This is a genomic window from Neochlamydia sp. AcF65 (assembly GCF_018342435.1).
Taxonomy (GTDB): Bacteria; Chlamydiota; Chlamydiia; order Chlamydiales; family Parachlamydiaceae; genus Neochlamydia.
Genome location: NZ_JAEMUE010000067.1, coordinates 1 through 23932, shown reverse-complemented (window position 1 = coordinate 23932; position 23932 = coordinate 1). Strand labels below are relative to the sequence as shown.

Sequence of the window (23932 nt, the reverse complement as noted above, 5' to 3'; positions counted from 1 at the left end):
CAAAGGAATTTTAATGAAAATTTTGGTGGCTGGTGCATCCGGGTTTATAGGGAAAAACTTAGTTTTAGCCCTTACGCAAGCAGGCCATGATGTAAAGATACTAGTGCGTAAAAACGCAGGTTTAGCTGAAAATGAAATAAGCTGGGCTCCTGAAAAAGGAGCCATTAGTGATAACGACCTAGAGGGGATTGAAGGAATTATCAATTTAGCCGGTGATAATATTTTTAAAGGACGTTGGACAGAAGCTAAAAAGAAATCTATTATTGAAAGCCGCCTTCAGGCCACTCGTACTCTTGCAAGTTGTTTTTTTCGCTTAAAAAATCCTCCTAAGCTTTTTATTAATGCGTCTGCTATAGGTTATTATGGGAACAGGGGAGAGCTTCTTCTGACGGAAGAGAGTTCAAATGGCACGGGATTTTTAGCTCACGTTTGCGAAGAATGGGAAAAAGCTACACATGCCCTAGAAGCTATGGATGTGCGTGTAGCTTGTCTGCGTTTTGGAATCGTCCTTAGTCCTAAAGGGGGGGCTTTAGCGAAAATGTTGTTAGGATTCAAATGGGGGATTGGCGGTAAAATGGGATCGGGACAGCAATATATGAGCTGGGTAAGCTTAGAAGATGTTCTTGCTGTATTTTTACATATTTTAAAAACAGAAAAATTGAAAGGCCCTATTAATGTGGTGGCTCCGCACCCTGCCACTAATCATGTATTTACTAAAATGCTAGGAAAAGCACTCGGTCGACCTACCCTTTTATCTCTTCCCAGCTTTGTCTTACGGTTCCTATTGGGTGAAAAAGCCGATGAGTTGCTTTTATCCAGTCAACGCGTTTCATGCTCGAAATTAATCGATTCGGGCTATACGTTTCTCCATAGTGACCTTGAAAAAGCACTTCCTCAACTTCTTGCGCAAGAGATTTAGCTTTTTTGGTTAGTTTCTTCATGGATAAATATGCGCTGAATACGAGGACCTAGACAGGTAATAAGTTCATGGACAATCGAATCTCCTTGTAAAGCTACTTCTTCAGGAGCAAGATATTGGCCATGCTCATCCTCGCCAAAAATCAATACCGCATCTCCAATGGCTACATTTTCAATATCCGTAACATCTACCATCATAAAATCCATACAGATTTTTCCTACCATAGGGGCTTTTTGCCCTCGAATGAGAACATACCCTTTTCCACTGTAATGGCGATGAAGGCCATCAAAATATCCAATAGGAAGAACAGCGATTACTTGTTTATCCCGTTCTACGCGGTAGCTGCGGCCATAGCTAATGGTATCGCCTGCTTTGCAATAATTAATGCCTGCGATCCTTGAAACAAGCGTAAGAGCTAGCCGCAATTCCATTGCCTGGCGGGCAGCTTCTGAGCAGTGGAGTCCATAGATAGCTAAACCGACACGAACCATGTTATACTGATTAAAATCGAATCTAACAACAGCGCTTGAGTTTGAGGCATGATAATAATTAGCTGTAATCTGATGTTTTTTAAACTGAGCAATGACCGCATCAAAGCTCTGCGTTTGAGCGAATGTGAAGAAATCTTGCTTGGGGTCATCAGCACAGGCAAAATGGGTCATTAAGCCCTCTAAAATAAGGTGAGGGCAATCCTTGATTAAAGTCGCAAGCTCTAAGGCATTGTTAATTGAACATCCTAGGCGATTCATTCCTGTATCAACATGCAAATGTACTCGAATGCTTTTATTTTGTTTAGAAGCCTCGTTTGCTAGGGCAGTAATAAATTCTTTCTCACTGACCCCCACTTCCAGCTCCCATTTAACAATTTTTGTAATTTCATAAAGAGAAGAATGGATCACAAAAACTGCTTGCTTAATTCCAGCTCTTTTAAGCGCTACCCCTTCCTCTACACAGGAAACACCCAAGATATCTACCCCACAGGTGGATAAAAATTTTCCTATGCGTATCTCCTCGGTGCCATAAGCTAACGCTTTAACCATCACCATAAGGCGCGTGTTAGCTCCTACCTTATGGCGAATGGTTGCAATATTGGATTGTATAGCAGCAAGATTTATAAAACATTGATTGCTGGCTATGCTATCATTAAAAATTTCTATTAAATTATTTAAGGGTTCTTTACGTTCATTTTTGATGACTACATAGTCATTGCATTGTATATGTGCTTGCATTTGCTGAAGGGCATCACGATAGGTATTGTAATGACAAATTTCTAAAGGGTTTTTTGCTTTGTTAGCGATGTTAATGATTTCTTGGAAATTATGCGAGCCTACTAAAGCTAGCATTTGTACTTTATTTTTTATAAGAGCATGGCCTATGCGTCTATATTCCGAGGTGTTATTTTCTTTTTTTCCTCGTATGCCACCAAAAATAAATATCCTACGATGTTCAGTAGAAGAGTGCTCAAAATGTTTAAGAGCTTGATCAACAGATTGAGGATCGGAGCTATAAGTCTCATTAATAAATGTTGCACCTATTGGGGATTTCCATATCTCTGTGCGCATTGGCTCTAGGATATAGTCACAAAGGGCCTCTTGGATTATCTTAGCAGAGACTCCTAGGAGCCAGGCAGCTTTAACTGAGATGTTAAGAAGATCCATGAAATAATAGAAGCCAGCATTAATTCTTTCTTTTAAATAAGTTCCGCAAGGGAATTTAATGCCATAGAGCATCTCCACTTCGTAAGGCTTGCTTAAAAGATGAGCATGGGGAAGAAAAGGAGTTTCTTTATTCCAAAAATGGTAAGGAGCTTTAATCTGTTTTAAATAGGGCTCGAGAAAAGGAGTTTCAGGGATAAGGGCCCATTTATTTTCAGGAGGGACAGTTATAAGCTTAATAGTTTCTGCTACAAGGGCCTGTTGGTTGCCGAAAGTGATCAGATGCTTTTTGCCTATATGAGTAAGTATACAGGCTTGAGGATGAATAATTTTTGCTAAGCGATCCATTTCATTATCTTGGGACACCGCTGCTTCTATCAACGCAATCTCATGCTGTTGAGAGATGTTGAGAATGCTTAAAGGTACGCCCACTTGGCTATTAAAGCTACCAGGAGATGCTATTACTCTTTTGGTAGGTGCTATCATCGCCTGTAGCAAATCTTTAACCATTGTTTTACCATGCGTACCAGTGATGCCAACAATCAAGGCCTTAAGTTGATGCCGATAGGCTGTGGCTATCTCTTGGAAAGCTTTTAAAGGATCTAAAACACGTAAAAGATTAATAGCAGGTAACTTGGCTGGTTGCCAATCATTGCGTACAATTGCAAAGCGTGCACCTGCTATAGCTGCTTGTTCAACATAATGATGGCCATCTTCAACCTGTCCTGGTAAAGCTACAAATAGTGCATGGGGAGAGGAAATTAAGCGTGAGTCAATACAGATTTGATCAATGATAGGGGAGCCTATACAAGGGCTAGATAGGGCTGCAGAAAAGCCTTCCCAGAGTCTTAGGTCAAATGGATCCATAGCTAATCAGTAAGTAGGTTAGAGGCACTATAACTTATTCATCATAGAAATTCAAGGGAGAGAAGTTTTTGTGGGTAAATCTCTTATAGCTTAAGTAGACATCCTCAAAAATGTTATAGGAAAAAGCGAGTTTTAAAATTTAAATTTTTATGCAAACATATCAAAATCTTTACGAATATTTATCTACTATTTTCTAATGAATAGAATAAAGAAATATTGTAGCAGCTTTATTCAAGATAAGAAAGTGGAGCCAAATAGAAGCATGGGTAAAGCGAGTTTTTATCTAAATATCCATGGGGAAGCATTTACCTTGTTTTGGGGTATTCCTGGACTCCCTTTAACTAATAATATTGCAGGGCAAATGATGAAAAAAGCTGTTTTAATCACAAAAATGCATATTCCTTTCGCAATAAAACTGGAGCTAAAATTGCCGACATCCTTATGGGCGTGATGGAAACTTGCGCTCTCAATCAGCTCAATCCCTACAATTTTCTAATTGCAATTCAACAACACCAAAAAAATGTTCTCCGGAATCTGAAACTTTGGCTCTCTTGAGTCTATGAAAAAAGACTTAAGGAGTTTCAGTCAACTTTCCTGCAATCACGACATTTTTGCCTCTTTTATCGCTTATTGCAAGCTTGAATTTCTTATATTCAAAACTTCACTTAATCATTTTGCTCTAGGATATAGAATAATCCTTAAAGCTAATCAGATGGCCTGTCAAGAATTGCAAACTTTACAGAGAAATTCCATGTCTGCGTAAGGTAAATTAAAATTTCATTGCTACCAAACAACTTCCTTTGTATAAGAAAATTTTTATCTTTTGGAAAAATAGCATGCGAAATTTTCTTTGTATTTTTTTCTTATACACTGTTTGCTCACACCTACAAGCTACTGAAGAACCCGTGGGTTTTGCAAAAGCTACTACCGCCCAAGAAGTTTTCATAGGAGAGCAAAATATCGCTACTTTAGGTGGAGAGCCTTCAGCTATGGTAGACGGCTGCGTTAACGCCATCACGGGTACTTTTATCGATAGTGGGATTGATCTATGGGCCCCAGGCCCCGATCCTCTTTATGTGGAACGCATCTATACCCATACCAGCGGCTGGAGTATTAACGAGCCAGAAAATGTAGAAATGCTTGGGGGCAGCTTAAACAGAGTCGTTCACGAAGAAAAAGGCATGAAGGCTTTATATACCAATACCCTAATTGGGCGCACCCTTTTCATCGATGCAACCAATTACAGTCAGGGGTTGACCAATTGCTCTAAAGGATTCATCAGCGGCAAAAGCAATCCTCATAATCTTCAGATGCAAATTGTTTCTCCTAAACCAGGTACTTTCGCCGTGTACTTAAGAGATGGTTCAAAAAGCCTTAAATATTTTGGTTCTAGTCATCGCACGCCACTTTCCCTGGCTGCTATTCGCTATCAACATGGGCTTACTTATGAACAAAAACCTTATGGAATTAAGACGCAGTATACCTATCAAAAATCCCCCTTAGGGTGGAAAATTGGTGAGATAAGTCATACGAATAGCCTTCAGCAAGATTTAGGGATTATTCACTTTGAATATGATAATTTTAAGCTTAATCCTCGCATGGTAGCCTATGCCAATAAAGATAAAAGCGGAAGCTGCGCATATCTTTTCAGCAATTATCCGGCCAGGCCTGAGCTCCATCAAGTGATTTCTACCAACGCTCCCAAAATTTGCTATTCATACGATGATACTACCCACCGCATGAAACAAAAAGCCCTACCCAATGGTCGCTGCAAGCAAATTGAATATTACGATGAGACCAACCCTTGCGCCTATACTAAAAAACCTTTAACTTTTTACGATACATGTACTTCCCCTTATGAACGTGTCTCTTGTTTAAAAGCTGCTGTAGGCACCGATCAAACCCTGCATCCTACCCATCGCTTTTACTATGAGGTAAACCCCATCAACCGTAAAAGTCGTATTTATAGCTATCCAGGTGGAACGACCCGCGTGCTCGATCTTCATAATCAAGAAACTCGCTATCATCATGACTCAAAAAGACGCTTAACAGGCATCGATAAGCTGTTAGACTCTAATCTTTATCGCACGCAAAGTTTTTTTTGGAGCTCTTTGCCACATTTAGAGGGATGCTTAACAACCAAAACCTTACAAGATGGCCAGGGTAACTTACTAAGCAGCCGCTATTACGATTACGACAAAAATGGAAATATAAAACATGAATGGCTTCTTGGAAATCTTACGGGAAATGCAAAGGGCCCTGTGCTAAATAAAGAGGGCATTCCTATAGCGGGACAATATGATAGCTACATTCGCACTTATGAGTATAGTGATGACGGATATAACCACTTATTACGTGAGCAAGATGGATGTAAGGAGATCGTTTACCTCTATTACCCTAAATCTGCCTTACTCCATAAAAAATTGATGCGCGTGAATAACAAAATCGTCTATCGCGAGTTTTATACTTATAACAGCAATGGTTCAATCACGCGTTATGTTTATGATGATGGACATACTTTAGAAGAAGATGATCTGACAGGTATCACAGAGCGCCATAGTGTCTATACCAGCTATCGCGATCAATTTCCGGTGGGTTTACCTGAAATTATCGAAGAAAAATATCTAGACCTTGCCCTTAAGGAAGAGATTTTACTGCGAAAAACGCAAAATTTCCATGATCATCAAGGGCGGATAACCCAGCAAACCCATTTCGATAGTAACGGCCAGCCTCACTTTACTTTGCATTGGGATTACGATGCCCATGGAAATATTCTTAAGGAGACCAATGCTTTAGGGCATGCCTCTTTCTATCAATACGATGAAAACGACAATCTTATTTTTGAACAACACCCTGGCAAAGATTTTCATACTGTTCATGAATATGACTTTTCCAATCGACGCATTTGTTCTAAAGATATTCATGCTGATCAGACATTAGTGACCCATTATGCTTATAATGGCCTTAGTCAAAAAGTAGCGATGACCAATTGGCAGGGAGAGACCACGCAATACACTTACGATCATTGTGGACGTTTAATTAAAACCATCTATCCCAAGCTATTAGATGCTGACGGTAATTTTCATCAGCCTTTTGAGTGTATTGAGTATGATATTGCCGATAACCCTATCGGTAAAACGGATCGGCGAGGTTTTAAAACAACCTATAATTATAATATCCGCGGTCAGCCTTGCTTAATCCAACACCCTGATGGATCGACCGAAAAAAATGAATATACCCTTGAGGGCTATCTGGCTAAAAGCATCGCCTTAAATGGAAAGGTTACCCAAACAGATTATGATTATTTAGGAAGAGCTTGCCGACAAATGACTTTTGCTCCTACAGGGGAAAAGCTCAGTGAAACAACTACCCATTACAATCATTTTCATAAGATAGCCGAAGTGGATGCTGAAGGGCAATTTACTTATTATCAATATGATGCTGCGGGCCGCCTGGCCAGCATCGTGAAAAATGAGGCAAAAACTGCTTATCAATATGATGCCTGCCAACGGCTCGCTAAGACGCTGGAATATTTTGGTCCCGAGGAAAAAGACTATATTGCCAACGTTAAAGAGTATGATGCCATGGATCGCCTCATCGAAGAGCGGACCGAGGATGCTGAAGGACAGGTTTTAACTAAAATAGGCTATCTTTACAACGAGCAAGGAAAGCCCATCCAAACGATTGCTTATCATCAAGCTAAGCCTGTTATCACTTTTACCCACTACAATGCCTATGGGGAGGTGGAAAGTGTTATTGATCCTCAAGGGCATACCACCCGCACCCTCTTTTATTATCTGCACCTTAACCAAGCGGGCCAATATGTATATGCTAAAGAAACCATCGATGCCATAGGCCAATCTTTTTTTCAGGAGCATGATAGCTGCGGGCATGTTCGCTTGGAAATTCGTCGCGACCCTATGGGTGTGCTCCTGCAAAAACGTGAGTTTTTTTATGATGCAGAAGGACTTTGCTGTAAACAAATTGAGCATGTGTTGGCTCCTCATCAACCTGATCGCCTGGTCACCACTCATTTTGAGTATGACTTTGCCAAAAATCTGATCAGTTGTACGGAAGCGGTAGGAAATCCTGAACAAAAGCAAACAAAGTATGTCTATAATGCTTATAGGCAAAAAGAAAAAGTGATCAAACCCGATGGGATAGAACTGCACTACGCCTATGACTGGCTAGGTCGCCTCACCTCTTTTTCCTCCACAGATCACTCTTTGCATTACCACTATACTTATGATGCTAATTCTAATGTTGTGGGTGTGGAGGATAAGCATACAGGAAAGTCTACCACGCGTATTTTCGATAATAATAAACGTTTGGTCCAAGAAACTTTATCTCATGGATTAACGCAAAAATATAGTTACGATAATTTAGATAGGATCCAGGAAATTATACTTCCAGACGATTCTTCTATTCAATACTCTTATAAATCGCTTTATCTTCATCAAATTAGCCGAGGCCCTTATCGACACACTTATCAGCATTACAATCTTTCGGGGGCATTAGAAGAGGCTAAATTGATGGCTGAAGCAGGCTCGCTTCAATACGCTTACGATGCCTATTCTCGCCTAATTAGCATTTCGTCTAAGTCCTTAAAAGAGGATATTCCTGAGGACGGTTTTGATCAAGTGGGCAATCTTTTAAAAAGAACAACCCTCGACCCAGTAGGCAAAGTAAACAGTACCTATACATACGATGGTTTATATCAGCTCCAGTCCGAAAAAGGCTTAGTGGATCATATTTATCGCTACGACTCCCTCAATAATATGGTGGAGAAAAATAAACGTCCCCATACTGTTAATGCTCTCAATCAGCTCCTCCATGATGGCTTAGACCCCCATGTCTATGACCTCAATGGCAACCTTATCCGTAAAGGCTCTTTAAACTTATCTTACGATGCTTTAGATCGATTAATTGCTATTCATACTCCTACGCAGCAGGTAACCTATGCCTATGATGAGCTTAACCGCCGTTTAAGCAGCACCTTTTATTCCCGCGCTAAAGTTGAAAACAAGTGGCTACCTGAGAAAGAAATTCGTTACATGTACCATGGACTTAGCGAAATTGGCGCCTGTGACTCTAAGGGCAATATTGAGCAATTGCGTATATTAGGTAGAGGTAAAGGAGCTGAAATAGAGGCTTCGGTTTTGCTAGAACTCCAAGGTAAGGCTTACATACCCATCCATGACACATTAGGCAATATCCGTCTACTTATTAACGCCAAAACCCATACCATAGAAGAAACTTATCGATATACCGCTTATGGACAAGAATCTATCTATGGCAAAAATAATAAGCTTAGCAAGCAATCGATCAATCCTTGGCGTTTTTCTTCTAAACGTGTAGACGCTGAAACCCAGTTTGTTTACTTTGGACGCCGCTATTACAACCCCGCTACCGCGCGCTGGGTAACTGCCGATCCCTTAAGCTTTGAGGCAGGCCCTAATCTATATGCCTATCTTTTAAACAATCCTTTAAATGATAGAGACCTGTATGGATTAAGAGGTTCCAGTCCTAGCCGTGGGGAGAAACACCGCGAAAGTGTGATCATGTATGGCAAAGAACGCGCCTCTTATAGAATGGAAAAAACACCCATTAGAGGAAAAGGTGAAAACACAAGAACTCTGCCTAGAGTGAGCTTTACAGATAGATTTGAAAGAAATTTTGTGCGCTGTGAAAGCTCTTCATTAGCTGTATTGCAAGGGAGTAAATCAGAAAATTTTCGTCTAGGTGTTCATAATGGCATTATGACAACCCAGCTAGAGGCTATTAACAATGCCATCCACCTTAGAGAATTAGGGTGGGAATATTCGATAGATGTCATCCATAATGCTACGCACAATTTGCTTAACGATTGTATTGAATCAGGCTTAGGTTTATGTTATACAGCTACTACGCCAGTACGCGTTAATCATGAAACCTGGGATAAATTCTTTGACGAATATCCACGCGGAGAGTATTTTCAAATCTGCCATAGCCAAGGAGCCATCAATGTCCGCAATGCTCTTTTAAGTTATGATGAAAAGCTACGCAAGCAAATTACTGTGTTAGCGATTGCTCCAGCAGCTTATATGTATGCTGACTCCTGTAAAGAAGCTTATCACTATCGGGCAGAAGCTTGGCGCGATCCTATCCCTTATATCGATGTGGGAGGATTAATAAGGAGTAAGCGCGACACAGTGACCTTAAATTCTTGCCCAGGGGCGGCTTTTCATGATCATTCTTTCCAAAGCCCTACGTATAAAAAAGTATTTAGATACCATTTTAAAGAAATTAAAAAAAGTTAGGTAATTTATGAATAAAATTTATTTTCTATTTTTCTTCATTTTAATGTTTACTTTATCTAGCTGTATGCTAAGCGTATTGGATAGTTACGAAGAACCTGAACAGGCGGTATTTGTTAGCGACATTTTAAATAAAACCTCTAAAAAACTTCAGGCAAAATATAATCTGCGTACTATTGGTACAGGTATAGGTATGCCTGACGGAGTAGTGACTATGCTAGCCTTAAGTTTTGAAAAAATAGGTCCCATAAGCCGAGAGGAAGGGCGTAGAATCATTGTAGATTGCGTACAAGAAATGCTTCAAATTATCAATACCCATGAAAGGATTAGACCCTACTTAAAAAATTATCCCTTTACCCCTAATGATATTAAGATTGCAATTTTTCTGGAGGACCCCTCAGGCTACAATATTTATTACCCCCATTTCGGGGCTCTTTCTTCTACAAAAGCCCAAATAGACTATATGTTTACCGCTTCTGAAAACCCCAACAGATACATGAAGATAGAGGAAGAAAAGTTTGAGGAAGCTTTGAAAATGGTTCAAAATGAAAGTAAGAAATAAATTTATATTCCCAATTTTATCGCTTTAAGCCGTCTATCTGGTGCTGTACTAAGCTTGCTAGATAGCTATAAAGAAGCTGAACAGGCTAGCCTGGTAGGCGAAATTTTAAGTAATACGCTTATAAAGCTAGGCTTGCATACCTAATCCTTTCAAAGCTACCAATTGACTTAAGAGGATGCTTTTATAAAGTATAGATGTGCATGAGGGGCAGCTTAAAAGGCGCATGAGACTTCTCCAAGCTTTCCATGCAAACTATAGCATACGCACGGTGGGCGCAAGTAGAGGCAAGCTTGGCGAATTAGTAACAATATTGATCTAACTTTTATATTCCTTATTATACGCTTTAAAAAAGCTTAGCCTGCCTACCCAGCCCTTTGAGATATGCTTCTCTACTTAGTAGAAGGGATTTTATAAGTTGCATGACTGCATAAGGAATATTTCAAAAACGTATAAAGAGCTCAGCAAATTTTCTATAAAATCCTTTCAAGTGGTAAGCTGTTGGGATTCTTCTGCAATAGAGCAGCTCCTCTTCCTTTCTTATGTCAATGATAAATAAAATCTTTATGAACTTTTTAATAGAGTGTTACTTAAAAGGGACTTTATCCTACTGCTGCTGCAAATCCATAGGTCCTTAAGATGCATGCATCGCATTGGCCCCAAGGGTTTTGCTGAGGTGCCAGATCGTAACAGCTAAAAGTCATGTGTGTAGGCACGTCTAAAGCAATGCCCTGGCGAATAATTTCGGCTTTATCCCACTGGATTAAAGGTGTTAAAAGCTGAGGCGAGTTTCCTTCAGCAGCTTGCTTAGTGCCCACGTTTAAAACCTGCTGAAAAGCTTGAATGTAGCTAAGTATACAGTCGGGATAGGAGGGAGCATCTAAGGCATTAGCTCCTAAATAAATTTCCTGAGCATCTAGTATTTCAGCTTGCTCCATAGCATAAGCTAGAAAAAGAGCGTTACGCACTGGCACATAGGTATTGGGAGTTTTCCCTGCGCCTATATTTTCTTTTGATCGATTTTTTGTTACAGCTAGAGCTGATTCTAAAGAGGAAGATTCAAATACACATGAGTTAATTTGGACAATACAATGTTTAACCTAGCAATATGTAGCAATTTTGCTGACGTGCGTAAGCTCTATTACTAAATAAAGGGATCTTCAATTTAGAGTTTTAAGTATCGATAAAAGGCTAGGCTTGCGCAGATGAAAAAAGGTAAGAGAGTAGCTAGCCAAGGTTCGACTACCTGCCTTTTTCCTAGCACAAGAGTAGCATTAAGGAGAAGATAGATGGCCACTAAACCAAAAATACCTAAAGCATAGATAAAAAAAGGGGAAAGAGTACGTGAGTACTTTACGCAGAAGGGTGCAATACCGACAACGACTAGTAAGCATAACCAAGGTACAATCATTTTATGGTAAAACACAGAGGCTCTGTGAGATTCTTTCTGGCTTAGTATGCTAAAAAAAGGAGGGAGTTTCTTCCATAATTCAGAGAGAGATTCATCTTCCGGATTTGTTATTCCTTGAAAGAGATCGCGTTTGTGAAAACGCATTTCCGGAAAAGAGAGAAGGTCGAAACTTTTTATAATCACAAGCTCGCCCGTAGGTTGGCGTTTAAAATGATCGATAAAATGCCCTACAGGAGGCTGACTATAGGGATAAAGGTATTTAATCCGATAAATATCATTAATATCACGGATCCAATAGGCGTCCACAAGTTTTTTTTCGTTAGAGTTATAATCATGAAAAATAATATGGCTATTATCCTTTAAATTTAAGTTTTTTACTGCTAACTGAAGAAGGCCTTTATGCTTGTGGATACGGTGGGTTTGCTCGATCTGCTTAATTTTCTGCAAGGCTAGAGGGATCCAAAACTGAGTGTTTATATACATGAGGAAGACCATCGTCATTCCCAAAAAGATAAAAGGTCTGATTAATGTTCGAAGGGGGATACCGCTAGCCATTAGCGCTACCAACTCGTTATGGATATTTAAATTAGTAAGAGTACGGATGGTAGCTAAAAGCAAGCCAAAAGGAACGAAAACTTCCATTCTTTGGACAAATTCGCAGACATAGTAAAGAGCTATTTCGTAAACTTGAAAATAAAGGTGATGATAATGGAAACTGCTGGCATGGCTAGAATAATCAATTAATACATAAAGACCATAAAAAGTTAAAATGAAAAGAAAAAAAGATTTTATAGTTTCTTTTAAAAAATAACGAGGCCAGATTTTAATCATTATTCGATTCCTTTGGACAAACGCGAAAGCATGTTTAAAGCGGCGAGAATAATAATCATTTGAGGGAGCAGATAGAATAGGGTGGAGAGCACTAGCTGATGTTCTGCCCCTTTGGCGAAGAAAAAAGCTACAATATATAAGGCTGCTAATCCTATGACATAAATAAGCCCTCGATGATGGGGATTTCTACCAATGCTCATCCCAAAGGAGGCACCCATTAATGTAAAGGTGAAGGCTGCTAAGGAAATGGAAACACGCCGAATCAGCTCTGCATAACTTCGATTAAGGTGATGGGAAACTTGTTTTAAGCCTATTCTATCATTATCGCCATGTTCACGCAGGGCTTTTTCTTTTTTCAAATCTTGTATACGTGCTTTTAATAAGGCAAGACGTAGATGGTCATTATTTAATGTCCAAACTTTTTTTTGAAGTAGCTGAGCAAAGTCTTTAATAGATGTTTTCATTTCACCAATATTTTCGACCAGCAAGTCATCATGACGGGGTAGGTGATTGCTATGCGTAGGAGTGATTAATGTCATCTGGCTACCTTGGAAGGTCGCTGAATTTGCTTGTAAGTTTTTGGCTAAAATTAAATGGATACTAGAATTGTGCTTATTAGGGATAGCAAGAATGCTATCACCCGCATATTCACCCGTATGAGAGTGACCTAAAGTGTCTGAAAATATACCTCTTAGGCGCATTAAGTGTTTGTTATGGAGAAGGAGGAGCGGATTAATAGTGCGTAGCTCCATTTTTGTAAGGCCCGTCTGCAAATGGGATTGAGTAGCCAATTCGGAAACAATATAAAAGTTTAGGGCTGCTATGAAGAAGCTTGCTATTAACAAAGGAGCCAGCACCTCACGCAAAGAAAGGCCGCACGCCCGAAAGGCTGTCATTTCATGAGATTGAGATAAACGCTGCATTAAAATTATTGCTGAAATTAAACAGGAAATAGGGATAGCGACAGGAAGTAAATAGGGGATTTGCTGCAAAGCAAACCATAAAATGATCCATCCTTCAGATCCTAAGGCAGCAAAGTGAGCTATCTCATCTAGCCGGGTAATTAAAAGAATAAAAATAAAAGACAGTAGGCAAAGAAAAAAAACTTTTATATACTGCTTTAACAAGTAGCGCCAGATTATAGGCATTTTTTAACTCTAAAAATTAGCTAAAAAATAGCATACAATGAATCAATCATTTGTCTCAATCAGGATTGTGGGGATGGGCACTAGAGCGTAGAGCTCCATAATATTAGAAAAAGATTAATGCAAGTTGATCAATTAAGAGTTGTGTGGGTGGCTAGCTAAAGTTTAAATAGGTAAAAGCTTTCTTTAATGCAGATATTAGCGAATGAATGTTTTAAATGAGTTATTAAACAAGAGACCCCCAATCTTTTTTTTGCCTGCTATATAAAAATATAAACTAAAGAGAGCCTATGGACAAGAAAGAGTGGTTTATCAAGATTGACGATCAAAAAGAAGGACCTTTTAGTATTGCCGAGCTAAAAATTCATCCACGCTTGACCCCAGATACATGGGTGCGGAAAATAGAATGGAAAGGCTGGCTACTGGCGCGCCAAGTCCCAGAATTAAAAGTCTTGTTTGAAGACCATCATTCGCAAGAGCTTAACGATAAATTTAAACCCAATAAACCGCAGCTTCAAGAAGATTCCCTTTTGTTACTGGAAAAACCTCAGTCTCCCTTTTTTATCTATTGGCTAATTGTGTTGCTATTCCTTTGTCTCTATGTTTTCTATCAATTTTACAATTTCTAGATAAATGAATTTAGAAGAAACTCTATTTGATTTTTTAAATATTCATGCTAACCATCAGCAGCCCGTGCTTTTGGGATTATCTGGAGGCTCAGATTCTCTTGCTCTTTTCTATCTCCTTATAAAATATAGGAATTTAAAAGCTTTAAACTTTGCTGCGGCCCATGTAGACCATGGCTGGCGCGCAGAAAGCAAAGAAGAAGCCCATCAGCTACAGCATTTAGCTGCTTCAATGCATGTACCTATTTATTTAAAAGATTTAAATATTGCCCAGCTCTCTGGCAACATGGAAGAAGCTTGCCGTCATGAACGTTTAGCTTTTTTTAAGAAACTATGCCATCAGCATGGTTATCAAGCTGTTATCCTAGGACACCATTTAAATGATCAAGCAGAAACGGTCTTGAAAAAAGTTTTAGAAGGAGGGAGTCTGCCTTATTTAGGGGGGATGACTCCTGTAACAGATTATCAGACGTTGAAGCTGTGGCGACCTCTTTTAACCTGCTCTAAATCCCAAATCAAGCAATGGCTTGCCCGTAAAAATTATAAGTTTTTTGAGGATAAAACCAATGAAGATGAAAGATTTTTGCGTGCGCGTTTCCGCCAGAAAATTATTCCGCATCTAGCTAGCACATTTGGGAAAAAGATAGAAGAAAGCCTTTGCCGCTTAGGCCGCGAAGCACAAGAACTAAAAAATTACTTAGATGGCCATTTACAAGGTTATCTTACAGATATATCTAAGGGACCTTTTGGCTCGTACTTAAACTTTCAAGCTCATGAGATCTGTTCTGAGTTTGAAATGAAGTATTTGATTAGAAAAGTTTGTGAAAGCGAAGGTTTAAAACTTTCGCGCCATCTAATAGAACAGGCTTGCAAAAAGATTCATGCTAAGGCGGCCAATTGCCAGCTTTTAGCTAAAGATACTTGGATTTATATAGATCGAGGACGTTTATTTGTAATGAGCAAGCCTCTAGTAGATTTTAAAGAAGAGCTTTCTTTCGATAAAGTAGGAAAATATTTTGCGGGGAGCTGGGCCATTGAAGTGACTGAATCTTTAGATTCTGATCCATCTATTACAGGATGGCAACAGGCCTGGTTGGGTCATCTATCCATTCAAATTCCCTTAGGAAAGTATTGCTTTAAAAGGGGCAACTCATCATTAGATAAGTGGTGGACAAATGCTAAAATACCAGCCTTCATGCGTTATGCTTTTCCTACTTTATGGGCAGATGATCAAATTATCTATGAATTTTTGGCAAAGCGCAGGCTAGTCGATGCTCATCCAAAAGGCTTTAAACATTGGAAGGTCATCCTACGTTACCGATCTTCTACTTAAACACAAAATGATTAAGTTTTTCTTGTAAGTCACCATTTTTAACGAGAGTTAAGTGCAAATCAACGGAGAGCTTTTGAGATAAATATAATCCAGGATGACGCTCTTCAAGAATTTGTCAAAATTTTTTGCCAAGAAAATTCAGCTTTAAGTTATTTAATGGGATTTATTATATATAATTTTATAGAGTAGAAGAAAGTTGAAAGGGGTAACAAAAAAAGCCCTAAATCTTTTATTTGCTATAGATTTGGCTCTTTGAGAACTTACTTGATGGTGAATAGCCTATCTGATACAATGGTTTTTAACCCAAAAAAATTAGTTTTAAAATAATTTCTGGTTTAATTTTTTTTAAGCTAGCAATTTCTAAACACATTACTCGCTAAGGTGCATAAGGTTAATCATGGATGAAGATAAAAAACAGGATAGAAAAGGTTTTTCCAATAATTTCATTTGGTTTCTAATGGCAGCCTTTCTGTTCGCTTTGATGGTTCAAAATTTTATTGAAACAAAGCATGCTAAAGTCTCTTTTAGCTATCAGCTTGAGCATTTGGTCAACCTTCAGCTTATTCAACCCGAGGACAGCCGTAAAATCGCTCTAAATGACAATTTAGTGACATTTAGCGGTAGGTTTCGTGAACGTCAAACTGAAGAAGGGAAAAATCGTTTCAAATTCATTGACCTTCTCAATACCAATCATGAATTGACAAGCGAAAAAGAACGCATTCTTAAAGATCTAAATGGACAACGTGAAAAAATTATAGAGGCCACAGGGTTGTTTTTACAGTTGAGTGGATTGCCTATACCAGCCCATGGATATGTGGTAGTCGATCAGTTTTATAGTCCAGCTCAACCCAATGCTGCTATTGTAATTCATGAAGTTAATAAAACTAGTGGATTGACGAGTTTCCTGGAATTAAAAAAACAATTAGCTAACTTTCCAGGCTCTTTAGATGAGCAAGCCTTAAATCAATATGGGAATGCTTTATCAGGTTTAATTCAAAATTTCCGGTCTTCTTTGCTAGGAATTGGTAGCGAATCCATTAAACAAGTTTTAAAGAAATTGGATAGCCAAGTTTCTCATGCTAAAAGTTCTATCCTTAAACCCGAGGAGCGGCTTACCCTTTACAAAAAAGCCGTGGAAGATTTAGAGGGAATCATTAATGAATTAAACACCCCTCAAAATGGCATGCGCTTAGCTTTACTAAGGAGTGTAAGAAATTACAGACAAGTTTTAGACGAACTATCCAGGATAACATCAGCTTTAGAAGATAATCAAATTCAGCTAGATAAAGCTCGTCAAGCGGTTACTAATGTCATCTGGTTTTTTAATAACCAAGAGGTTTCTACGAGGACTTTAGAAAAACAAGATCCTGAAGTCTACCATCAGTGGTTTATCAATGCTAAAGAGGAATGGGATAATTTCCAAAGCAATCGAGGCGGCTATTTTAAAGCTCCTGATCAGCCATTGAATGTAGTCATGGAAAAAACCTTTAAAAGTGAAGAGCCTTCTCCTAATTATCTTAGCTATTTTTTCACTCTTCTGCCTGTCTTGTTAGTCATGCTAGTTCTCTATTTTGTTTTCTCGCGTCAGATGAGAGGCATGGGCAATAGCGCTTTAAACTTTGGCAAGTCTCCTGCTAAATTAATGAATAAAAGTAATAATAAAATTACTTTTAAGGATGTGGCAGGAGTAGATGAAGCGATTGAAGAGCTCCAAGAGATTGTAGAATTTCTAAAAAGTCCAGGAAAATTTACTGCTTTAGGTGGAAAAATTCCCAAAGGCGTATTGTGCATTGGTCCTCCAGGTACAGGTAAAACCTTGGTCGCTAAAGCGGTGGCCGGTGAAGCCGATCGTCCCTTTTTTTCCATCTCAGGCTCAGACTTTGTGGAAATGTTTGTAGGGGTAGGAGCTAGCCGTATTCGCGATCTATTTGACCAAGCGAAAAAGAACGCGCCTTGTATTGTGTTTATCGATGAAATCGACGCTGTAGGACGCCATCGTGGTGCCGGTATTGGAGGCGGCCATGATGAACGTGAACAAACTTTGAACCAGCTTTTAGTCGAAATGGATGGTTTTGATACGAATGAAGGTGTAATTTTAATGGCTGCCACCAATCGTCCGGATGTGCTCGATAAAGCTTTACTACGTCCTGGTCGTTTTGATCGCCGCGTGATCATTAGCTTACCCGATGTTAAAGGGCGCTATGATATTCTTAAAGTCCATGCGCGCAAAATTAAAATGGATCCTTCCGTGGATTTGATGAGCGTAGCACGCAGTACACCAGGCTCTTCAGGTGCCGATTTAGCTAACTTATTGAATGAAGCTGCGCTTGCTGCTGCACGCAAAGGCCGTTCAGCAGTAACCTCAAGTGAAGTAGTAGAAGCTCGAGATAAGGTTCTATATGGTAAAGAAAGACGAAGCTTAGAAATCGACGAAAATGAAAAACTTACCACAGCTTACCATGAATCGGGTCATGCTATTATCGGCCTGGTGGTTAAAAATGCTGATCCTGTGGATAAAGTGACCATTATACCCCGTGGCCTTTCTTTAGGTTCTACCATGTTCTTGCCTAAGAAAAATCGGCTGAGTTATTGGAAGAGGGAGCTGATCGATCAACTCGCAGTATTAATGGGCGGTCGTGTGGCTGAAGAAATTTTTGTCAGTGATATCTCTAGTGGAGCCAAGCAAGATATTGATCAAGCTACACATATTGCCCGTAGCATGGTATGCGAATGGGGAATGAGCGATAAGCTTGGAGCTGTGGCCTATGATGAAAGGTCTGAAAGTGGCCAATATTTAGGCATGCAAGGTTATCATGAAAAAAAATATTCCGAGAGCACGGCACAGGCTATTGATGAAGAGGTGAGAAAAATCTTGGATGCAGCCCTTGAAACGGCCAGACAGATTATTCGCGACAAGCGCCATGAAGTTGAGCTGATGACTCAAATGCTCATGGAGTTTGAGACCTTAGACGCGGAAGATATTAACAATATCATCAATGGCAAATGGTCGATGGAAGAAAAACGCAAGAAACTTAAGATTGCGGATGAGCTGCATAAAAAAAGTGGCTTAACACCTCCCCCTCCACCTCCAGCAGATGAGCCTTTAGCTGCGCCCGGTAAAACTTCTAATGAACCTTCTTTTGCGTCCAAAATAATTGGATAAAGCAAAAAAAAAGAATAACCGATGAAGACTTTAAAAACTCTCATCGGTTATTCTTTTTTTCTTCTAAATGAAAATGGAAACGATTATGGAAAAGAAATTGATTGTCATTTTGCTGGGAGCACCCGGCTCTGGAAAAGGTACTCAAACTAAATTACTTAGTCAAACTTTGTCTCTCCCTCAAATTTCCACGGGAGATTTATTCAGAGAGCATATTAAGAAAAATACCTTGTTAGGTCTGAAAGCTAAAGAATATATAAATGCTGGCCACCTTGTTCCAGACGATCTGGTATTAGAAATGGTCAATGATAGAGTGGGATTGCCCGATTGTAACAGAGGCTATTTGTTAGACGGTGTGCCCCGTACTTTAGCACAAGCTGAAAAGGTAAGCACAACTTTATTAAAAAATGTACATGTTATCGTTTTCAAGCTTGCTGTAGACGAAGAAGTGATTACAAAACGTGCAGTAGGCCGCCTAATCTGTAAGCAATGTGGAGCCATTTATAATAGCTTCTTTTCAGCTCCTCTACGGGCAGGCATCTGCGATAAATGTGGACAAGAGGCTCTTTATCAAAGGGAAGATGATAGATTGGAAGTTGTTAAAGAGCGCTTAAAGGTTTATAATGAGCAAACCATGCCTTTAGAGGAGTTTTATTCTCAGCGTTACGGGGTAATTAGCATTAATGGCGAGGATGTGCCCGAACAGGTCTTTGCAGAAATTAAAAGTCATATAGAGGAGGCGCTTAGCTCCTATACTAAAGCTTCTTAAAGTTTTGAAATGGTTCTTGCTTTGCAGGGGTGGTCGCTTGCATTAAAGAGACTGCTAGAATTGCAATAGATTAGATTCTTAAATGTAATGATCTACAATTATATCAAATTTTTTGAAGGATGATGATGTCTTTGCCAATCGAGCCTACGGGTGATCGAATTTATCAAGCTATGCATGATTTTTTAGCAGGCCATGAAGAGAATCTCAAATTATCAGATTTAGACGATAGGCTCACCGAAGACACAAGGTGATATAGCTCTAAGACTTTTTCAATATAAAGAGGCAAGAAAGTATTACAAGTTAGCAAAAAAGCAAAACCTGAGACCCATATATTTTAGGTTTTCTTGGAATTATTTATACTGCTCAAGAATTTTTAGACCAAGCTGCTAAGTACGTTAAAAAACCTTTTGCCATTAGCCTTAAGCTTTTTGATGAAAATCATCCTCATATGGCAATTTTTACAATAACCTAGAAAGTCTCTATCAAGAACAAGGCAATTTAGTGAATGTAGCTGAGTATGCGCAAAAAGCGCTTACTAATAATCTTAAGCTTTTTGAAGAAACTACTCCTGAGTTGGCGATAATTTACAACAACCTGGGAGGCATCTATCACATGCAAGGCAATTTAGACAAGAAGGTCGACTATGTCAAGAAAAGTCTCACCATTGGCCTTAAGCTTTTTAGTGAAACTCATTCCACAGTAACAATTCTTTATAATAACCTGGAAGGCATTTATCAAGAAAAAGGCAATTTGGGCAAGGCGGCTGAATATGTCAAGCAAGCGCTTGCCATTGAAGCTAATCTTTCTGGGGAAAATAGCCCTGCTTTGGTAAGCGATTACATCAGCCTAGCACGTATCTACCAAGACCGAAGGGGTTTGAAGCAGGCAACCGAGCATGCCAAGAAAGTGCTCGTCATTAACCTTGTTATTTGATTATCTTTTGATATATTTTGACATTTATTTGTGTGCCTTAGAAACAGTTTTTAAACATTCACTCACTTTTACTTTTAAACATACAACGAAAATATACAAAAATCTGCTCAAACTTCTCTTGCCCTGCCTTAAATGAAAACGTATCTTTAACTGTTGTGCCTCTATAAGAGGCCTCATGTTCTTTATATCCTTAAAATCTTCTCATCCTCTTAATATCTTCCCTTTAACAAACTAAGGGCGCAGATACAAGCTTTTTCAGTTATAGGCTAAATCCTTGCCTTATATTCTTATGAATACTTTCCAATGGAGTTCCCTCTAGATCAAGATCTAATTCCTCCGCTATCTGCATTATCTCTATCGGAACAGTGATAAGCTGATTATTTTTTAAGTTAAGCACTTCCAGCTGCCATAACTGCCCTATCTTTGCAGGAATAGTAGTGAGCTGGTTGTTGTTTAAATAAAGCTCTTGCAGCTGGTAAAGCTGCCCTATCTCTGCAGGAAGAAAGGCAAGGTGGTTGTCCTCCAAGTTAAGACAATTCAACCGCGAAAGCTGCCCTATCGTTGCTGGAATAGTGGTAAGCCGATTGTTGTTTAAATAAAGCTCTTGCAGCTGGGAAAGCAGGCCTATCTCTGCAGAAAGGGTGGTAAGCTGGTTGTTGTTTAAGTTAAGGGATTGCAATTGAGAGAGCTGGCATAGCTCGGCAGGAAGGGAGTTAAGTTGATTGTCGTTTAAATAAAGCCATTCCAATTGAGAAAGCTGCCCTATCTCGGTAGGAAGGTAGGTAAGTTTATTGTCGTTTAAATAAAGCCATTGCAATTGAGAGAGCTGTCCTATCTCTACAGGCAATGAGGCAAGCTGGTTGCCGTTTAAAGAAAGTCTAATGAGTTGAGACAGCTGACCTAACTCTGCAGGAAGGGAGGTGAGCTGGTTGGCATTCAATTCAAGGCCTAGCAGCCGAGAGAGCTGGCCTATATCGGCAGGAAGGTAGGTAAGCTGATTGTCGTTTAAATAAAGCCATTTCAATTGAGAAAGCTGCCCTATCTCCGCGGGGAGGGAGGTAAGCTGGTTGCAGTTTAAACAAAGAGATTGCAATTGAGAGAGCTGCCCTATCTTTGCAGGAAGGATGGTAAGCTGGTTGTTGCTTAAGTCAAGGGCTGGCAATTGAGAAAGCTGCCCTAGCTCTGCAGGAAGGGAGGTAAGCTGGTTGCTGTTTAAGTTAAGAAATTGCAACTGCGAGAGGTGGCTTATCTCTGCAGGAAGGGAGGTAAGCTGGTTGCTGTTTAAGTTAAGAAATTGCAACTGCGAGAGGTGGCTTATCTCTGCAGGAACAGCGATAAGCTGGTTGCTGCTTAAGTGAAGCTGTTGCAACTGAGATAGCTGCCCTATCTCTACCGGAAGAGAGATAAGCCGGTTGTTGTTTAAGTAAAGGCATTGCAATTGAGAGAGCTGCCCTATCTCTACTGGAAGGAACGTAAGCTGGTTGTCGTTTAAACTAAGCTCTTGCAGCTGAGAAAGCTGCCCTATCTCTGGAGGTAAAAAGGTTAAGCCTACTTCTCTTAAGTCTAACCCCCTCACATCTTTGCCATAATTTTCAATCCAATCCTTAAAAAAATCTCCTTTTCCTGCTAAAGACAAATGCTTGATCTCTTCTTGCTCTAAGTATTCCTCTCCACCCGGCAATCTTTTCCATATTAAGAGGCGATTAATATTTAACAGATAAGAGGCGTAATTAGCTGATGTGAAATATATATTTTCCTTAGAGGTATATTTAAATTCTACAGTGGAAAGGGATTCAGCTAGAGTAAACGTTTGCTTAAAGATTGCTTTTATCTTTTGTATGGGAGAAAGTCCATCCTCTAGGTTATAAATTTTATCTAAGATAGAAGCATGCTTATTAACATTTCCTTGAGGGAAATGAACTTTAAAGATTTGCTTATAAAGAGAAGGCATGACTTCACTAGCTAGAAGATACCGCCATTTTCCACACACGCTAGATAAGGAAGGTGTGGCGCAATACTCTAAAATGGAAATTAGCACTTCATTAGGTAAACGTGCAAAAGTAACAGAAGGGTTAGTATGCATTTTATAGCCTTTGTTAAGATTTATCTAAATCTTTAAGACTCTTATTGATGAAAAGATATAAAAAAACACGCAAAGCGTGCAAGAAAATACTAAAAATATTCTTGGCTTTTGGTGTAATTAAAAGTGTTGGCCAGATAAGGAAGGATTAATACAGGTGTTGTTGCGTAAATGATAAGAAGTGTATGCGATAAGATTACTCTTTAACGCTTAAGAGCTATAAAACTAGTTTGCAACAACAAAAATATAGGCAAGCTATGGAAAAAAAAGCTTAACTACCGCATACGTAATTGGCCCGAGTATAACAAAGCTTTAGTGCAAAGAGGAAGCATAAATTTATGGTGCTAGGAAACTAGCCTATCAACAAGCAGAATTATCTACCAAATCTTTGGTTATGAACAAGATGACAAAGCTTGGAATGCCCAAAGGGCAATGAGTGCTAATAGGTGATAGCACTTAGACGGGCTATTAGATCATTTACACAACAAGGCCGATTGCTTAACAAAATAGGCTTAAAGTATTTATCGCAGGAGACGCAGATGAGTATTTGGATTTTATTACTCTCCAAGAACTTTAACTTGATGGCGTGGTGGTGAAGATGAGAGGAGAAAGGAAAAATACTCCTGCCTCCTCCTTAGCTTCTTAAGGGAAAATACTAATTAAAAAATATTATTTCTTGGGTGCTACATACATTATTTTAAATGTTCGACCTTCTTGAGGGCAAACTGCATCCAGCTGCTGCTCCAAGGTATCTTTAATACGAGCGTCAAAGCCTAAAAATTTGATACGACATCCGGGCTTTTGTAAAAATTCTACCAGGTTTTTAGGATCATGAACAATACGGATAGGAGTAAAATTAAGCTTATTGGTAGTGCTTCCTGTTTCTGCAATAAATTTTTCAATAGGACTCATATGTCCTGGACAGTACTTGACCTGACAAACATGAGTTACCTGGCAGGTACTATTTCTGTCAGTTGTAACTTATCTAACATCTTTTCTTGTGCAAGATGTTTGGCATCTAAGAATGTTTGTAAAGGCGTCTTGCCAAAACAATACTTTCCTGTATGTGTTCTCTCATTATTATACTCATTCATCCATTTATCCACATCCCCTTGTAATTCTTCAACATTTTTAAACACTTTCTTCCTAAAAGCTGTGGCATAAAATTCGTTCTGGATGGTCTGATGAAACCTTTCGCAGATTCCATTGGTTTGAGGATGCCTGGCTTTAGTGCGAGAATGGTCAATGTCTTCAATGGCCAGATAAAGTTCATACTCATGATGCTCTCTTGCTCCGCAGTACTCTGTACCACGATCGGTCAATATTCTTAAGATACGAATATCTTGCT

General features: G+C 39.3%; 16 protein-coding genes and 2 pseudogenes. 11 read left to right on the top strand and 7 right to left on the bottom strand.

Translation table 11 applies throughout. From position 1 onward, the window contains the following. The first annotated feature begins 13 nt into the window (after nucleotides 1-13). Complete coding sequence (locus NEOC65_RS08165) at nucleotides 14-919, top strand: TIGR01777 family oxidoreductase (RefSeq protein WP_213156223.1); 906 nt, start codon at nucleotides 14-16, stop codon at nucleotides 917-919. Here NEOC65_RS08165 and alr read toward each other — a convergent pair. Beyond that, a complete protein-coding gene (gene alr / locus NEOC65_RS08160; protein ID WP_213156222.1) occupies nucleotides 916-3441 on the bottom strand; it encodes an alanine racemase in 2526 nt (841 codons plus the stop codon). The genes NEOC65_RS08165 and alr overlap by 4 nt on opposite strands. Nucleotides 3442-3703: 262 nt before the next feature. Between alr and NEOC65_RS08155 the strand changes: the two genes are divergently transcribed. The 4 genes and pseudogenes from NEOC65_RS08155 to NEOC65_RS08145 all read left to right on the top strand — a co-directional run bounded on the left by NEOC65_RS08155 (nucleotide 3704) and on the right by NEOC65_RS08145 (nucleotide 10299). Then, nucleotides 3704-3892 carry a hypothetical protein gene (locus NEOC65_RS08155; RefSeq protein WP_213151365.1) on the top strand — a complete coding sequence of 63 codons (189 nt, stop codon included), beginning with the start codon at nucleotides 3704-3706 and terminating at the stop codon, nucleotides 3890-3892. A 144-nt stretch (nucleotides 3893-4036) separates the two neighbouring features. Next, nucleotides 4037-4204 (top strand): annotated as a pseudogene (locus NEOC65_RS10070) (IS701 family transposase); the annotation flags it as partial. Between the two features lie 73 nt (nucleotides 4205-4277). Beyond that, the gene (locus tag NEOC65_RS08150) at nucleotides 4278-9740 is read left to right on the top strand and encodes an RHS repeat-associated core domain-containing protein (protein WP_213156221.1); all 5463 of its coding nucleotides are present in this window, start codon (nucleotides 4278-4280) and stop codon (nucleotides 9738-9740) included. A 7-nt stretch (nucleotides 9741-9747) separates the two neighbouring features. Next, entirely contained in the window at nucleotides 9748-10299 is a 552-nt protein-coding gene (locus tag NEOC65_RS08145) for a hypothetical protein (protein WP_213156220.1), read from the top strand. Nucleotides 10300-10898: 599 nt separating this feature from the next. On the opposite strand, the gene NEOC65_RS08140 is transcribed toward NEOC65_RS08145, so the two are convergent. The 3 genes from NEOC65_RS08140 to NEOC65_RS08130 form a co-directional block, all read right to left on the bottom strand. Further along, nucleotides 10899-11384 (bottom strand): 7-cyano-7-deazaguanine synthase, encoded by a 486-nt coding sequence (locus tag NEOC65_RS08140; RefSeq protein WP_213156228.1) that lies wholly within the window; start codon nucleotides 11382-11384, stop codon nucleotides 10899-10901. 77 nt (nucleotides 11385-11461) lie between these two features. Next, nucleotides 11462-12538 carry an LptF/LptG family permease gene (locus NEOC65_RS08135; RefSeq protein ID WP_213156219.1) on the bottom strand — a complete coding sequence of 359 codons (1077 nt, stop codon included), beginning with the start codon at nucleotides 12536-12538 and terminating at the stop codon, nucleotides 11462-11464. Next, complete coding sequence (locus NEOC65_RS08130) at nucleotides 12538-13686, bottom strand: LptF/LptG family permease (protein ID WP_213156218.1); 1149 nt, start codon at nucleotides 13684-13686, stop codon at nucleotides 12538-12540. The genes NEOC65_RS08135 and NEOC65_RS08130 overlap by 1 nt, the downstream gene beginning before the upstream one ends. Before the next feature lie 287 nt (nucleotides 13687-13973). Between NEOC65_RS08130 and NEOC65_RS08125 the strand changes: the two genes are divergently transcribed. From NEOC65_RS08125 to NEOC65_RS08105, 6 genes and pseudogenes are all read left to right on the top strand, one after another. Continuing rightward, nucleotides 13974-14312: a DUF4339 domain-containing protein gene (locus tag NEOC65_RS08125; protein WP_213156217.1), complete on the top strand. Its 339-nt coding sequence runs from the start codon at nucleotides 13974-13976 to the stop codon at nucleotides 14310-14312. A 4-nt stretch (nucleotides 14313-14316) separates the two neighbouring features. Beyond that, on the top strand, nucleotides 14317-15642 hold the full coding sequence (gene tilS, locus NEOC65_RS08120) for a tRNA lysidine(34) synthetase TilS (RefSeq protein ID WP_213156216.1): 1326 nt from the start codon (nucleotides 14317-14319) through the stop codon (nucleotides 15640-15642). Between the two features lie 397 nt (nucleotides 15643-16039). After that, nucleotides 16040-18805, top strand: coding sequence for an ATP-dependent zinc metalloprotease FtsH (gene ftsH / locus NEOC65_RS08115; RefSeq protein ID WP_213156215.1), 2766 nt, complete (start codon nucleotides 16040-16042; stop codon nucleotides 18803-18805). Nucleotides 18806-18890: 85 nt separating this feature from the next. Continuing rightward, the gene (locus tag NEOC65_RS08110; RefSeq protein WP_249299126.1) at nucleotides 18891-19571 is read left to right on the top strand and encodes an adenylate kinase; all 681 of its coding nucleotides are present in this window, start codon (nucleotides 18891-18893) and stop codon (nucleotides 19569-19571) included. Nucleotides 19572-19696: 125 nt separating this feature from the next. Beyond that, complete coding sequence (locus NEOC65_RS09735; RefSeq protein WP_283248280.1) at nucleotides 19697-19822, top strand: hypothetical protein; 126 nt, start codon at nucleotides 19697-19699, stop codon at nucleotides 19820-19822. A gap of 241 nt (nucleotides 19823-20063) precedes the next feature. After that, a pseudogene (locus tag NEOC65_RS08105) lies at nucleotides 20064-20504 on the top strand (tetratricopeptide repeat protein); the annotation flags it as partial. 259 nt (nucleotides 20505-20763) lie between these two features. Here NEOC65_RS08105 and NEOC65_RS08100 read toward each other — a convergent pair. The 3 genes from NEOC65_RS08100 to NEOC65_RS08090 form a co-directional block, all read right to left on the bottom strand. Continuing rightward, on the bottom strand, nucleotides 20764-22587 hold the full coding sequence (locus NEOC65_RS08100; RefSeq protein ID WP_213156212.1) for an F-box/LRR-repeat protein: 1824 nt from the start codon (nucleotides 22585-22587) through the stop codon (nucleotides 20764-20766). Nucleotides 22588-23253: 666 nt separating this feature from the next. Beyond that, the gene (locus NEOC65_RS08095; RefSeq protein WP_213156211.1) at nucleotides 23254-23496 is read right to left on the bottom strand and encodes a hypothetical protein; all 243 of its coding nucleotides are present in this window, start codon (nucleotides 23494-23496) and stop codon (nucleotides 23254-23256) included. 35 nt (nucleotides 23497-23531) lie between these two features. Next, a partial coding sequence (locus tag NEOC65_RS08090) for an integrase core domain-containing protein (RefSeq protein ID WP_213156097.1) occupies nucleotides 23532-23932 on the bottom strand: 401 nt, incomplete at its 5' end.